Origin of the sequence: Klebsiella sp. HMSC09D12 (genome assembly GCF_001808475.1) — a bacterium.
Classification (GTDB): domain Bacteria; phylum Pseudomonadota; class Gammaproteobacteria; order Enterobacterales; family Enterobacteriaceae; genus Klebsiella; species Klebsiella oxytoca.
Genome location: NZ_KV793511.1, coordinates 262,509 through 277,001, shown reverse-complemented (window position 1 = coordinate 277,001; position 14,493 = coordinate 262,509). Strand labels below are relative to the sequence as shown.

The 14,493-nt window shown below is 49.3% G+C and carries 13 protein-coding genes, 1 tRNA gene and 1 pseudogene; 9 read left to right on the top strand and 6 right to left on the bottom strand.

Translation table 11 applies throughout. The features are described 5' to 3' along the window. From HMPREF3178_RS28255 to HMPREF3178_RS28240, 4 genes and pseudogenes are all read right to left on the bottom strand, one after another. Positions 1-115, bottom strand: a pseudogene (locus HMPREF3178_RS28255) (molecular chaperone FimC); the annotation flags it as partial. Positions 116-191: 76 nt separating this feature from the next. Continuing rightward, complete coding sequence (locus tag HMPREF3178_RS28250) at positions 192-731, bottom strand: type 1 fimbrial minor subunit FimI (protein WP_004103578.1); 540 nt, start codon at positions 729-731, stop codon at positions 192-194. A 72-nt stretch (positions 732-803) separates the two neighbouring features. Next, positions 804-1,346, bottom strand: coding sequence for a type 1 fimbrial major subunit FimA (gene fimA, locus HMPREF3178_RS28245; protein ID WP_004103576.1), 543 nt, complete (start codon positions 1,344-1,346; stop codon positions 804-806). 39 nt (positions 1,347-1,385) lie between these two features. Further along, on the bottom strand, positions 1,386-1,886 hold the full coding sequence (locus HMPREF3178_RS28240) for a helix-turn-helix transcriptional regulator (protein ID WP_016808355.1): 501 nt from the start codon (positions 1,884-1,886) through the stop codon (positions 1,386-1,388). An 800-nt stretch (positions 1,887-2,686) separates the two neighbouring features. Here HMPREF3178_RS28240 and HMPREF3178_RS28235 point away from each other — a divergent pair. From HMPREF3178_RS28235 to HMPREF3178_RS28225, 3 genes are read left to right on the top strand one after another with little or no spacing between them, the layout of a single operon-like run. Then, positions 2,687-3,508 carry a winged helix-turn-helix domain-containing protein gene (locus HMPREF3178_RS28235; protein ID WP_064370716.1) on the top strand — a complete coding sequence of 274 codons (822 nt, stop codon included), beginning with the start codon at positions 2,687-2,689 and terminating at the stop codon, positions 3,506-3,508. Further along, positions 3,492-3,749, top strand: coding sequence for a hypothetical protein (locus HMPREF3178_RS28230; RefSeq protein ID WP_228705154.1), 258 nt, complete (start codon positions 3,492-3,494; stop codon positions 3,747-3,749). The genes HMPREF3178_RS28235 and HMPREF3178_RS28230 overlap by 17 nt, the downstream gene beginning before the upstream one ends. Before the next feature lie 45 nt (positions 3,750-3,794). Then, complete coding sequence (locus HMPREF3178_RS28225; RefSeq protein ID WP_070585656.1) at positions 3,795-4,775, top strand: IS5-like element IS5 family transposase; 981 nt, start codon at positions 3,795-3,797, stop codon at positions 4,773-4,775. A 557-nt stretch (positions 4,776-5,332) separates the two neighbouring features. Here the strand turns inward: HMPREF3178_RS28225 and HMPREF3178_RS28215 are convergent. After that, positions 5,333-5,408: transfer RNA gene (locus HMPREF3178_RS28215), tRNA-Asn, on the bottom strand. Positions 5,409-5,738: 330 nt separating this feature from the next. Between HMPREF3178_RS28215 and nac the strand changes: the two genes are divergently transcribed. The 3 genes from nac (at position 5,739) to ldtA (ending at position 8,715) form a co-directional block, all read left to right on the top strand. Continuing rightward, a complete protein-coding gene (gene nac, locus HMPREF3178_RS28210) occupies positions 5,739-6,656 on the top strand; it encodes a nitrogen assimilation transcriptional regulator NAC (protein ID WP_064370714.1) in 918 nt (305 codons plus the stop codon). A gap of 106 nt (positions 6,657-6,762) precedes the next feature. Then, on the top strand, positions 6,763-7,713 hold the full coding sequence (gene cbl, locus HMPREF3178_RS28205) for an HTH-type transcriptional regulator Cbl (protein WP_016808354.1): 951 nt from the start codon (positions 6,763-6,765) through the stop codon (positions 7,711-7,713). 78 nt (positions 7,714-7,791) lie between these two features. Beyond that, positions 7,792-8,715: a L,D-transpeptidase gene (gene ldtA / locus HMPREF3178_RS28200; RefSeq protein ID WP_004103567.1), complete on the top strand. Its 924-nt coding sequence runs from the start codon at positions 7,792-7,794 to the stop codon at positions 8,713-8,715. 117 nt (positions 8,716-8,832) lie between these two features. Here ldtA and HMPREF3178_RS28195 read toward each other — a convergent pair whose 3' ends face one another. Next, complete coding sequence (locus HMPREF3178_RS28195) at positions 8,833-9,441, bottom strand: glutathione S-transferase family protein (protein WP_004103565.1); 609 nt, start codon at positions 9,439-9,441, stop codon at positions 8,833-8,835. A 176-nt stretch (positions 9,442-9,617) separates the two neighbouring features. Here HMPREF3178_RS28195 and HMPREF3178_RS28190 point away from each other — a divergent pair, with 176 nt between their 5' ends. The 3 genes from HMPREF3178_RS28190 (at position 9,618) to HMPREF3178_RS28180 (ending at position 14,447) form a co-directional block, all read left to right on the top strand. Beyond that, a complete protein-coding gene (locus tag HMPREF3178_RS28190; protein ID WP_016808353.1) occupies positions 9,618-10,523 on the top strand; it encodes a LysR substrate-binding domain-containing protein in 906 nt (301 codons plus the stop codon). A gap of 425 nt (positions 10,524-10,948) precedes the next feature. Further along, positions 10,949-12,181: a multidrug effflux MFS transporter gene (locus HMPREF3178_RS28185; protein ID WP_004103561.1), complete on the top strand. Its 1,233-nt coding sequence runs from the start codon at positions 10,949-10,951 to the stop codon at positions 12,179-12,181. A 4-nt stretch (positions 12,182-12,185) separates the two neighbouring features. Then, complete coding sequence (locus HMPREF3178_RS28180; RefSeq protein WP_064356495.1) at positions 12,186-14,447, top strand: ATP-binding cassette domain-containing protein; 2,262 nt, start codon at positions 12,186-12,188, stop codon at positions 14,445-14,447. Positions 14,448-14,493 lie beyond the last annotated feature (46 nt).

The following is a 14,493-nucleotide window of genomic DNA, read 5'->3' as shown; positions in this document are numbered from 1 at the left end:
GCTTTTGCCCGGCAGGATAGATGACGCGGGTCGCTCCCAGCGCCACGCCGGCCTCGGCCTGAGCGCTAAAACCGCTGGTGGCGAGCAGTAATAGAGCCGCCAGTAATCCGCGCATCCCGCGCCGGGTAGCCAGTGTGTATTTCATGCTTATCTCTTTCTTTTTCAAAATTATTTCCTGTTACCGGCGCTGTTTACTGGTAGGTCAGGGAGAACCATGCCTGAGCGTTGGCCGCTCCCCCGGTCACCTGATTCCCGGTGGCTCGATATTTAGCGACAAAATGCAGGGTGGTCGGGCCGGTGTGCAGCGGCGACCAGCTTCCTGGCGGCGCATTGAGCGGGATCTGGCTGCCGGTTTTATCAAACAGAGCGACGCCCACGCCGGTCGCGATCCCCGGTCCTTCGCCCACCGAGAGCACGTCCGGGTTTTTACCATCGGCAACGCCGTAAAACGCCACGCCAACGCGCTGGCTGACGGCGGTGCTGCACTCCTGCAGGTGGATATCGAAGGGGACGGGGTTAGTGTCTTCCCCGGCCGAATGAAACCGATTGCTGCTGATTTGTCCCATATTGACCGTCATCTGGCGGTCGCCCGCTTCAACGCGGCACGACTCGGCAATAACTATCCCCTGAAAGCGCATGTTTCCGCCGGGCAGCATAACGTTCCACTGGTTACCGGCCAGCGCCAGCGGCGGGAGCAGGAATATCAACAGACCTGACTTCATCCTTTGCATCGTTATTACCCTCAGTCTTTTTCGGATAACGGGCCTTCCTGGCCCGACGTGCTTCCCTGCCTGATGAAGAAATTACTCGTACTGCACTTTAAAGGTGGCGTCCGCGTTAGCGGTACCGGCAGTCGCGACGCCTGTTGCAAAGTAGCGTGCCTGGAATGGGATGACGTTGGTACCATTGCTAAGCGTGGTTTGTGCGCCGAAAGACGCGCCATCCAGCGCCAGCGGGGTGCCGGTACGGTCAAGGATCTGTACGCCGACGTTAGTCGCGCCGCCTGCGGCAGAACCCTGCAGGGCCAGTACCGTTGGGTTTGTACTGTTAATCGCCGTGCCAGCAAAAGCGATCGCGGCCTTCTCGGAAACGGTGATATCGCAATCATTCAGTTGGATGTTGAAGCCAACAGGAGAGCTGGTGCTACCCGCGGTGGCAAGTTTCGCTGAGCGCACCTGGCCTAACTGCACGGTTTGATCGAGAGAACCGGCATCAACTGCGCAGGCCGCATTAACCACTTCCCCTTTAAAATGCACCGTACCGCCGTTCACCGTAACGGTATCGGCCAGAGCCGCAGCAGAACTCAGGGACAATGCTGAAATAACGATAAGTGCTAATTTGTTCATGGTAAAACTCCTGTTTATGAATAATCCTGAAGCTATGCTTCACTTGAAAAGACATTTATTGTTGAAAAATAATTTTTGAAACGTAATCCTATTTTTACAGCCTAATTTATTCATCAGGTTGCGGCGATGCGTATAAATAGTCTTAAGTTTCACGCCAAACTCTTCTGCGATCTCCTGGTTGCTTTCCCCTCTGCTTAACATGCTTAACATCTGCTTTTCACGCAGACTTAGCCGGAATTTAGTATGGTAATTTCCTGAGGTCTCTTTCTTTAAAAAGAAATTCAGGATACTTCGGGTATTACTTTTCTTATCAAGTACGGTTATTTTTTCAAATAGTTCGGACTTATAAAAAGCCAGGTCGCTGGATGCAAAGGCGACAATGTTCTTATTCGAGAAGTAAATCCACTCCGAACCCGTAAGATCGTTAGAGTCGAGATCTATAATCAAAAAGAAATTGTCAATAAATTCTTCTCCAAGCAGTTCAATCAGGCCCAGAGTAAAATATTTATCCTTAGATAAAATATTAGTTGATAGAGTCATATCTGAACGCGATCTCATCCTTGGGTTGACCTTTAACTCAACGTTAATAAAACCATTCAGCGAATTAAGAGTAATCTAACATTGCCCACCTCAATGAGGCATGCGGTCGATGCTCTAAAAGATATAACGGCTGTAGATATAGGTTTGTTGTGTTTTATTATTCGAGTTTTTGCTGTTTGTTTGGTGTTTAATTTTATGTGTTGCATACAAAATAGATTTTTATAAATTAAAAATGATAGGGTGTACTTATCGTTAAACCCTGAACAATAGTCACACTCTTTGTATTGGAATTTTCTTAGGGAATATTCCTTGAGTAAACGCGATGATTTTTATCTTTAGCGTATCCGGTTTTTTTTAATTACTGAAAATATCCCGACAAGAGACTCGGGAAGTGACCTCTCCCGCTAAATTTAGAACGTTAATCATGAGGGTGATAATATCATCGTAGATAATTTCATACGTCATGAAATTAATTACGCGACGTTATCATTCCATTAGCCTTTAAATTTCTCTTTTCTACACCTCCGGAGCATTTTCAGCTCAGATTTCCCGAAACCCCACTCACTCGATACGGTTATTTCTGCGTTCAGTTAATACTGATGAGCCAGGCGCACCGCTGGTTTCGATGAGAGCTATAGTACCATTGTGATTTATTTTAGTTATATGTATTATGTTTTATCGATTTTTAGGAACTATAATTTGGTTTATAAGTAAAATACAGTTATATACAGCACAAAATGCTATATATGCAGATGTTTTGCGGACGGTGTGCGGCTGAGGATAATTTGTAAGGCTAGTTTATGATGTACAAAATTCAAGGGACGATCTATTTCAGAAGTGATGACGGCCTGATGTGGCTGGATGAGGATGCATCCGTCACGCTAACAGCAACCACCAGTCGCCTGCTTAAGTTCCTTTTAGACCACAGAGAGCATGTGATTTACAGGAATGAGATACTTGAAAAAGTGTGGGACGCACATGGGCTGCGGACGTCCAGTCATAGCCTCAATAAGTATATTTCAGATCTGAGAGCCGTTTTCAGAAACCTGGGCTGCACCGAGGAGATTATCGTTACCGTTCCGCGGGTGGGTTTTATGATATCTGCAGCCATTGTTATTGAAAGAATGGATTATCCTGCTCTCGCGGTAAATGACGAAAGCGAAGGAGAAGGGGCGGTTGTCGGTCGGGGCATCGGTTCAAATGAGGAGAGCGAGACATATTCTGCGGGGAGGGTTAAAAAGGCCCGCTATGCACTACTTGCGCTGTGCGCGTTAGTCATGCTTTTTCTGAGCATTCAAGGCGAACTGTATCGCCCACTCTTTGCCGCAGACGAGGATGAAATCTATTCTCTGGGGAGCGTCGATTCATGCCCGGTCAGAACTTTTAACGTAATACCTCAAGAGCAGAAGCCAAAGATGATGGCCCTGGCTCAGAAGCTTATTAAGAAACAAGGAATGCTGTGCACAGGCAATAGTGTTTTTTACTTTAATGTATCAGAATCTGTATTAAAAGCCTCTGAAGCAAGAGTATTTTTAGCCCACTGCATTAACTCAAAAGTTAAGAAAGGTGATTGGTATTCATGTGAAAACTATTACAGGCCAGATTATGAAATACCAGGATAAAATCAGGACCAAAAGCATTTACATACTCTTTCTGGTGTTGGTGATCGTGTTGATTTTTCTCTGGCTGGTAGGGCATCTTTATCGCAAAGACGACTTTGATTGCTCAGCCAACCTGAGAATTGAATCGACTTCATTTGCCTTTGATGCAAAATTTAAAACCTTCTTGCTTATGCGGGAAAATAATACCGGCTATTTTGATGTATCCGGGAAGGTGCTAGGGAAGGTGCGAACAAGTCCCTGATATGAGATCATGTTTGTCATCTGGAGCCATGGAACAGGGTTCATCATGAGTCATCAACTTACCTTCGCCGACAGTGAATTCAGCAGTAAGCGCCGTCAGACCAAAAAAGAGATTTTCTTGTCCCGCATGGAGCAGATTCTGCCATGGCAAAACATGGTGGAAGTCATCGAGCCGTTTTACCCCAAGGCTGGTAATGGCCGGCGACCTTATCCGCTGGAAACCATGCTACGCATTCACTGCATGCAGCATTGGTACAACCTGAGCGATGGCGCGATGGAAGATGCTCTGTACGAAATCGCCTCCATGCGTCTGTTTGCCCGGTTATCCCTGGATAGCGCCTTGCCGGACCGCACCACCATCATGAATTTCCGCCACCTGCTGGAGCAGCATCAACTGGCCCGCCAATTGTTCAAGACCATCAATCGCTGGCTGGCCGAAGCAGGCGTCATGATGACTCAAGGCACCTTGGTCGATGCCACCATCATTGAGGCACCCAGCTCGACCAAGAACAAAGAGCAGCAACGCGATCCGGAGATGCATCAGACCAAGAAAGGCAATCAGTGGCACTTTGGCATGAAGGCCCATATTGGTGTCGATGCCAAGAGTGGCCTGACCCACAGCCTAGTCACCACCGCGGCCAACGAGCATGACCTCAATCAGCTGGGTAATCTGCTGCATGGAGAGGAGCAATTTGTCTCAGCCGATGCCGGCTACCAAGGGGCGCCACAGCGCGAGGAGCTGGCCGAGGTGGATGTGGACTGGCTGATCGCCGAGCGCCCCGGCAAGGTAAGAACCTTGAAACAGCATCCACGCAAGAACAAAACGGCCATCAACATCGAATACATGAAAGCCAGCATCCGGGCCAAGGTGGAGCACCCATTTCGCATCATCAAGCGACAGTTCGGCTTCGTGAAAGCCAGATACAAGGGGTTGCTGAAAAACGATAACCAACTGGCGATGTTATTCACGCTGGCCAACCTGTTTCGGGCGGACCAAATGATACGTCAGTGGGAGAGATCTCACTAAAAACTGGGGATAACGCCTTAAATGGCGAAGAAACGGTCTAAATAGGCTGATTCAAGGCATTTACGGGAGAAAAAATCGGCTCAAACATGAAGAAATGAAATGACTGAGTCAGCCGAGAAGAATTTCCCCGCTTATTCGCACCTTCCCTAGTCGATGACGTGAAGTACAACGTCGAAAGGGCGTACCATTTCAACTATGAAAAGAAAGCGAATAATATTTATCACCTAACCAATACCACAGTCTCGAAGAGAAAGGCCGACACCATGATCGAGGGTATGATGCAGAAAGTCTTTTTTAGTCTCGATCCGGATTCAGGGCGCTATATCAAGATACAAAGAATGAAAAACGCCTGGATCGTTCAAAGTCTGTATTCCCCTTCGTTTATCTGTGTAACCAATTGAAGATAAAGGTTTTTAGATCATGATGTTGTTGCCAGGGGAGTGACGCTCTCCTCGTATGCGATCCGCGCTAAGGCGCTTTTATATAAAAGAAGGCCGTTTCTCTGTCAGATATCTCAGAAAGCAAAAAGCCTGCTTCAAAAGCAGGCTTCTTAAATCTGGCTCCTCTGACTGGACTCGAACCAGTGACATACGGATTAACAGTCCGCCGTTCTACCGACTGAACTACAGAGGAATCGTGTGAACGGGGCGCATATTAACGATGCCCTTCCGCCTTGTCAAAGGGTGAATCGGCTAAGGTCGTTTGTTTGCTGACAATTTCAACAGAGTGCCCGTTTTTTCTGCATCATGCCGCGTCGTGCACCGTTGCAGTGCATTTATACCCCTAATGGGGCATACCGCAATCCGCTGACCGGGCAAAAAAATCGCGCTTTGCTATCACTATCCCTTATTACGCGGCTTACAGCGGCGTTTATCTCTCCAGCCAAAAGCTGGCAAGCAAATTGCAAAACCTTCTGCATCTAAACGGCCAGTGTTGGTACTGGTGTTCCTTACAGGAGGCAAAATGAACTTAAGACGACTGAAGTATTTCGTAAAAATCGTCGATATCGGCAGTCTGACCCAGGCCGCTGAAGTCTTGCACATCGCACAACCGGCGCTGAGCCAGCAGGTTGCGACCCTGGAAGGCGAGCTGGACCAGCAGTTGTTGATTCGCACCAAACGCGGCGTCACGCCGACCGAAGCGGGCAAGATCTTGTATACCCACGCCCGTACTATTCTGCGCCAGTGCGAGCAGGCGCAGCTGGCGGTAAATAATGTCGGTCAAACGCTAAGCGGCCAGGTATCGATTGGCCTGGCGCCTGGCACGGCGGCTTCGGCCATCACTATGCCGCTGCTGCAAACGGTGCGTAACGAGCTGCCGGAAGTGATGGTCTATCTCCAGGAAAGTAGCGGAACCCTCCTCAACGATAAGCTTATCGACGGTCAGCTGGATATGGCCGTACTTTATGAACGTTCCCCGGTTGCCGGGATCATCAGCCAGCCGCTGCTAAAAGAAGATCTCTACCTGGTCGGTACCCGGGATTGTCCGGGGCAGAGCGTGGATCTGATGGCGGTCGCGGAGATGAATCTGTTCCTGCCGCGCGATTACAGCGCCGTTCGCGCAAGAGTGACCGAAGCCTTCACCCTGCGTCGCTTATCGGCCAAAATTATCGGTGAAATTGAATCCATTACCACCCTGACGGCAGCCATTGCCAGCGGCATGGGCGTCACCGTTCTGCCGGAGTCCGCCGCCCGTTCGTTGTGCAGCGCGGCCAACGGCTGGATGGCGCGCATCAGCACGCCGTCAATGAGCCTGTCGCTGTCGCTCAATATGTCGGCTCGCGGCAGTCTGTCGCCTCAGGCGCAGGCGGTGAAGGAGATCCTGATGTCGCTGGTGAGTCGCCCGTCGCTGGAGAATCGTGAATTACAGTTAGTCAGTTGAGCTATATTCCTGAATGGAATAAGTTGCTGGTTTTTATTATTTGTTAGCAAGGACAACAGACTTTAACAATAGAGCATATGTTATGTCTGATAGCCCGGAGGAAAGGGTGAACTTCCAGCAGCTCAAAATTATTCGTGAAGCGGCCCGTCAGGATTACAACCTGACGGAAGTCGCCAATATGCTCTATACATCGCAGTCGGGCGTTAGCCGCCATATTCGTGAACTGGAAGAAGAGCTGGGGATCGAGATTTTTATCCGCCGCGGCAAACGTCTGCTGGGGATGACCGAGCCGGGCAAAGCGTTGCTGTCGATTGCCGAGCGTATCCTCAATGAAGCCAGCAACGTTCGTCGCCTGGCGGACCTGTTTACCAACGATGCCTCCGGCGTCTTAACCATCGCCACTACGCATACCCAGGCGCGCTATAGTCTGCCGCCGGTGATTAAAGCCTTCCGTGAACTCTTTTCTGATGTCCGTCTTGAACTGGTGCAGGGAACGCCGCAGGAAATTGAAACGCTGCTGCATAACGGAGGCGCGGATATTGGTATCGCCAGCGAGCGTCTGAGCAACGATCCGACGCTGGTGGCTTTTCCCTGGTTCCGCTGGCACCACAGTCTGCTGGTTCCCAAAGATCATCCTCTGACCCAGGTGACGCCGTTGACCCTCGAGGCGATTGCCCGTTGGCCGCTCATCACCTATCGCCAGGGCATAACCGGCCGTTCACGCATCGATGAAGCCTTTAACCGTAAAGGGTTGATGCCGGATATCGTATTGAGCGCACAGGACTCAGACGTCATCAAAACCTACGTTGAGCTGGGGCTGGGCGTGGGGCTGGTGGCGGAACAGTCGGGAGATGAGCGGGAGTCTGATACCTTTACGCGTCTTGATACCCGCCATCTGTTCGATGCCAATACCGTCTGGCTGGGCCTGAAGCGCGGACAGCTGCAGCGAAATTACGTCTGGCGTTTTATTGAACTCTGTAATGCAGGCCTGTCGCTGGAGGAGATTAAACGCCAGGCGATGGAGCCGGAAGAGGCGGCGATCGATTATCAAATTTAGCAGGATGATAAATCAGATATGACATAGCAAACGAAGCTATAATTCATTCACGATAATCGCCACAGAGGAAGGGAAATTGTGCGGCGCGTGAAACTGCTTTGTTCTTTTATTATGCTTCTCACCAGCCAGAGCGCTCTGGCGGTGAGCTACCCGCTGCCGCCGGAAGGAAGCCGTTTGGTAGGCAGCCCGTTGACCATCACGATTCCGCAGAACAATACCCAGCCGCTTGAGGCCTTTGCCGCTCAGTACGGCCAGGGCCTGAGCAATATGCTGGAGGCCAACCCGGGCGTCGATGTGTTCCTGCCGAAATCGGGCACCACGCTGGTGGTGCCGCAGCAGCTTATCCTGCCCGCCACGGTTCGCAACGGCATTGTGATCAACGTTGCTGAAATGCGCCTTTACTATTATCCGCCTGAAGGCACAACGGTCGAGGTTCTGCCGATTGGTATTGGCCAGGCAGGGCGCGAAACCCCGCGTAACTGGGTGACCGCCGTTGAGCGTAAGCAGGAGGCGCCAACCTGGACGCCAACCGCCAATACTCGCCGGGAATATGCCAGCCGGGGCGAAAGTCTGCCGGCATTTGTGCCGGCCGGGCCGGATAACCCGATGGGACTGTACGCCATTTATATCGGCAGGCTGTACGCCATTCATGGCACCAACGCCAATTTCGGCATTGGCCTGCGGGTGAGCCAGGGCTGCATTCGCTTGCGCAATGACGACATCAAGTACCTGTTTGATACCGTTCCGGTAGGCACGCGGGTGCAGATTATCGATCAGCCGGTGAAATATACCGCCGAGCCGGACGGTAGCCGCTGGGTTGAAGTTCATGAGCCGCTGTCGCGAAACCGCGCGGAGTATGAATCGGACCGCAAGGTACCGCTTCCCGTCACGCCGGCGATGCAGGCTTTTGTGAAGGGCGAGGGCGTTGATGTGAATCGCGCCGGGCAAGCGCTTGAACGCCGCTCCGGTATGCCGGTGGAGATTGGCCGTTCAGCGTTGTAAGCCGGCAGCGGCTGGTCGCCTTTTCCTGCAAACTCGCAGCAACAGAACGCGCCCGTGGTTTTCGGGCGCCATCGGTTGTCGTGAATAGCGCTCTTTATTATTCCGCTTTAACTCATCTCAGCGATAGGGATGTTTTTTAAACGCAGCATGATTTTCAAATAATTCGGCAAGCGACTGAATGTGACGAAACTCTTGCGCATCAACAATATCGGGGATCCTGGCCTGAATAAAGGTCCAGATAACCGTACTTGTCACGGCAACCTGATCGGGGTCCGTAGCAATCGGACGATCTTCCAGTAGCGTATTCCATTCCCTGCAGGCCGCTAGCAGTTGACGGGTAATGCGCTCTATCCACGGATGATGCTGTTTTTCCGTCGGGCGAAGATGATGTTCATACACATTTTGCACCGCCTTCTCACCCGCGGCGAGCATAAAGCCCAGTACCTGCAGGTCTCTTGCCAGCGCATCCGCAGCGATCGGCAGGAGTTTTCGCTCCCTGGCAGCCTGTGCTTCGAAATAGTCCAGTATCAGCGATGAATCCATCAGACGTATTCCGTTATCCAGCACCAACGTCGGCGCTTTGACCGCAGGGTTGATCTGCGAAAACGCGTCAAAGCTGCTGAATACCGACAGCGGATGGCTTTCAAACTCGACGCCGTAAAGTTCAAGAGAAATCGCCACGCGCCTTACATAAGGCGAGTCCATCATGCCAATAAGCTTATTCATGATTCCTGTTTTCCTGTGCTGGTGAAATATGCTGGGGTTAACGCTTCGTTACTGACGATGAAAAGACAGTACAGTAAATTCATTCAGGCGAATATCTTCAGTATCTTACGGGTTAGGTTAGTATTACTGACAGGTTATGGGTCACCTTTTAAGCGTCACGGTGAGGGAGTAGTAACATGGCGGATTTTCCCCCGATTGCGAGTTTACGTAGTTTTGAAGCCGTGGCTCGTCTTGGCAGCGTTACGCTGGCGGCGAAAGAACTACACGTTACGCACTCAGCTATCAGTCAGCAGATTAAAGTGCTGGAGGAGAGGGTCGGCTTAAAGCTGTTTATTCGTCACGGTCGCGGCCTGCAGATTAATGAAGAGGGACGACTCTACGCCTTGCAGGTACGCGAGGCCCTTAACCATATCGCTGACGCCACCCGACTGGTGCAGGTAAAGCCCCGCAGACAGGAGCTGACGATAGCGGTGGTACCCTCTTTTGGAGGCCACTGGCTTTTGCCTCGTCTTGAGCGGTTTCGGGCGAAATACCCTCAAATCACGCTGCGAATACAGGCAAACCTGGCGGTCACTCATCTGCAGCAGGAAGGGGCAGATTTGGCCATCCGCATGGGAAAAGGGGACTGGGAAGGCACGGAGAGTCATTATCTTTTCTCCGATGAGCTTATCGTTGTGGCTGCTCCATCTTATAACGGCGGTGAGCTACCCCGTACGCCGTCAGAGATAGCGCAGAGCAAGATTATCTTTTCCATGGAATCGTGGAAAACCTGGTGTATCAAGGCAGGGCTTGAAAGAGAGATTGTGCCCGGCGGGCTATGCATAAACGACTCAAATCTGGTGCTGGAGGCCGTCCGGCTCGGTAAAGGTGTTGCGCTGGAACGCCGATCTTTAGTCCAGGATGCTATTGCCCGGGGAGAGCTGGAACAGCTTACCCCTTTCGCCGCGCCTTATCCGTGGCCTTACTGGCTGGTCTCATCGCAAGTTGCAGAAAAGAAAAACGAAGCTGTGCTTTTTAAGGACTGGCTTAGTGAGGAGGTTGTTGCCTGGCGTCAGCAAACGGCAACGGTAGAAGAGAGATAAGAGACGTTTTTTGGTAAACAGTGAAGGTGAGTGTTTTTCTGACGGCTCCCGCAACATTATTCCGCGTAAGTGAGCTTTCACCTTCAGCTGCGCACAGCGCTACCCTTCCGGATGTATGACACTCCAGGACCTCGATCATTATGAACTATGTCGTGGTTATCTGTTCCTTGCTCAAAAGCGCTCCTGATAACGAAAAAAGTTATTGATATCGCGACTTTCAATAATTTACATCTGAATGAGTGTAATATGCATTATATGTCTTTTTTGGTAATTAAATTTGAAAACAGACAATGATTATTTGTTTATCTTATTGTTTTTTATAGATTTAAATTTATAAGTCATAAGTTTTGATTTCTTTTTTGCAATTACTTTTGCTGGTGGTATAGTTATTACAGACCACAGATGGTAAAAGGATTACGCTCATCATGCGACCGAAAGAAGTTCAGGCATCGGCAGTCAGTACGATGTTCAGAGATGAAAGTAGAGGTTTGCTTTCCAGTAAAGTCGTTATTGTTCTGGGTTTACTTAGCGCCGTTGCTGCATTATCCACTGATATGTACTTGCCTTTATTTCCAGCTATCGCCAGCGATCTGCATACGACGCCTGACAAAGTTCAGCTTAGCATCACCGCTTTTATGGTGGGCTTAGGTATTGGGCAGCTGTTTATTGGACCATTATCCGATCATTACGGCAGACGTAAATTATTGCTGGGCGGGATGGCCCTATTAACCATCGCTTCATTAGCTGGCGCTATATCTACGAACATTCAGCTGCTCATTGTTACACGGTTCTTTCAGGGACTGGGAGGAGCGGCTGGTATCGTTCTTTCCCGAGCAATTATTTCTGATCTGTGCCCGGGGACCAAAGCCGCTCGATATTTTAATCTGGTGCTAGCGATACAGGGGATCGCCCCTGTTATTGCACCATTACTTGGAGGAGTGGCTGCATGGTTTATCTGGCCGGTAGTTTTTGTTTTTATGGCTACAATATCATTAGTTTCCACTCTGCTCAGTAGTCATTTTATTAGCGAAACCTTACCCCGTCATCAGCGATTACCTTTCAATCTGAATGAGTTTATCAGTCAGTTTATCGAGTTGCTAAGCAATAAGAAATATATTGGTTATATTCTAATTTTTTCAATCCAGTTTGGGGCGCTATTTGCTTATATATCAGCATCACCATTTATCTATCAATCGACGTTCGATTTATCCTCAGGAAAGTTCGCTGTAATATTCTCTATCAACGCCGGAGCCATGATGTTTGGTAGTATAGTCAGCGCTCGCTATGTTATGAAATTTGGTGAAGATAACCTCATAACCATGGGGGTGATAAGCACGCTGGTGATATCTATATTGCTTTGTATCGTTGACAATATTTCTCATTTCCAGTTTGAGATCGCGGCGGTACTACTGTTAATGATGATGTTTACTATGGCTTTGACATTTGGCAATGCCGCGAGTATGGCCATGGCGGCATCCTCTCACTTAAAGGGAACGGGTTCTGCTATTTTAGGGGCTTTTCAGTTTGGTATCGCTGCGATAACCCCGTCACTGCTTGGATTTGGAGACCCGTTGTCACTACTGCCGATGTCGCTGATTATCGCGGGATGTTGTTTAATTGCCATCATGGCATTGTTATTGACAGGTAAAAAAGGATAGTGTGATGAAAACCCATGACGCTATAAAAATCATTGGTGCAAGGCAAAATAATTTGCAAGATATTGATGTAGAGGTCCCTAAAAATAAAATAACAGTTTTTACCGGTGTTTCCGGATCGGGAAAAAGTTCTTTAGTATTCGGAACTATAGCGGCGGAATCTCAGCGACAGTTAAATGACACGTTTCCACCTTTTATTCGCCATCGCTTACCACATTATGGTAATCCTGAAGTCGATGAAATTGAAAACCTGTCGGTGGCCATTATTATTGACCAAAAACGTATTGGTGGCAACGCACGTTCGACGGTGGGCACCGCATCAGATATTTATACCCTACTACGGCTACTCTTTTCTCGTGTCGGCGAACCTTTCGTAGGTTATTCGAATGTTTTTTCATTCAATCATCCTGCGGGGATGTGTGCGACATGCGACGGGTTGGGCATTGCCAGTACTATTGATATCAACCATCTGATTGATTCAAATCTGTCGTTAAATGAAGGAGCTATTCGTTATCCTTCTTTTGCGCCAGGCTCATGGCGCTGGAAACGTTATGTTTATTCAGGACTTTTTGATGCCGATAAAAAAATCGCGGATTATTCAAAAGAGGAGCGAGAATTATTACTTTATGCGGATAATCTCACTCCTGAAGCGCCGTTAGCCGGTTGGCCTAAGAGTGCAAAGTTTGAAGGCGTCATTACGCGCTTTACGCGAAGTTATTTAAAACAAGAAACTAAAGATACTAAAACTGAGGAATTTCAGCGAGTCGTTAGTTTGCAGGTTTGCCCTTCTTGTCAGGGTATGAGGCTTAACGAGGAAATACTTTCCTGCCGGATTAGAGGGAAAAATATTGGCGAATGCGCAACGCTGCCTGTCACAGAGTTAAAGCTGTTTGTAGAAAAGCTCGATTATCCTGAAGTCAGGCCGCTGATCGAAGCATTGCTGGAAAGGCTGGATGCCATGTGTGCAGTAGGCTTGGGATATCTGGATTTGAACCGTACGACCCCTAGCTTATCGGGCGGTGAGTCCCAGCGGTTGAAAATGGTCCGACATCTGGGAAGTAGTCTGACCGGGATCGTTTATATAATTGATGAACCCAGCACCGGCCTGCATCCAGCAGATATAGTGAAATTGAATGTTTTAATTGGAAAACTACGCGACAAAGGCAATACCATTCTGATGGTGGAGCACGACCCGGACATGATAGCGATAGCCGAGCATGTTATTGATTTAGGGCCAGGAGCGGGTAAGCAAGGCGGGAATATTGTCTTTGAGGGCGACCTGTCGGCACTTAAGCAATCCCAAACCTTGACGGGTCGATATTTCTCTTCACGGGCAGAGATAAATAAGAAACCGAGATGTGCCAAGGGTTATATATCGGTAAGAAACGCCACATTGCATAACCTGCATAACTTATCGGTAGACGTGCCTTTAAGCGTTATGGTCGCTGTGACGGGAGTCGCTGGATCGGGCAAAAGTTCATTCGTTATGGGGGCCCTGGCGCCACAATGTCCGGAGGCGATCGTTATCGATCAAAAACCGATACATACCTCAATTCGATCGCATATTGCTTCCTGGTGCGGTGCATTTGATACGATCCGTTCGCTGTTTGCCGAAAAAAACCAGGTGTCAGCGTCGTGGTTTAGCGCTAATGCCAAAGGGGCTTGTCCGGAATGTAATGGGCTAGGGGTAATACAAACCGATCTGGCATTTATGGATACGGTTACGTTGCCATGTGAGGCCTGCCAGGGGCAGCGCTATAACCCACAAGCGCTGAAATATCGTTATCAGGGAAAAAGTATTGCTGAGGTATTATCCCTGTCGATTAATGATGCCTGCGAATTTTTCCTGAATGAGCCACAGCTCAGGCCAATTTTTCGTAGCCTGGTCGAAGTCGGGTTGGGATATTTACGCTTGGGTGAATCGTTAAATCATCTTTCAGGCGGTGAATGCCAGCGGCTGAAGTTAGCGTCACAATTAAATCATGATAGTGACATGTATATTTTCGATGAGCCAACCACGGGTCTTCATCCCAGTGATGTAGCCTCGCTGTTGAAACTATTTAACCGACTGGTAGCGCGCGGAAACACCGTCATTATTATTGAACATAATATGGAGTTGATCGCTCAGGCTGACTGGATTATTGATATTGGACCTTATGCCGGGAAAGAAGGGGGGGAATTATTGTTTAGCGGTACACCCGAATCGATGCTGGCCTGTCGCCATTCATTAACCGCAGAGTGGTTGCGCAAACATTGCCGGATGGAGTGAGAAATGGTGGTCGGGACAGCCAGTAGAGACTGGCAATAATATGATG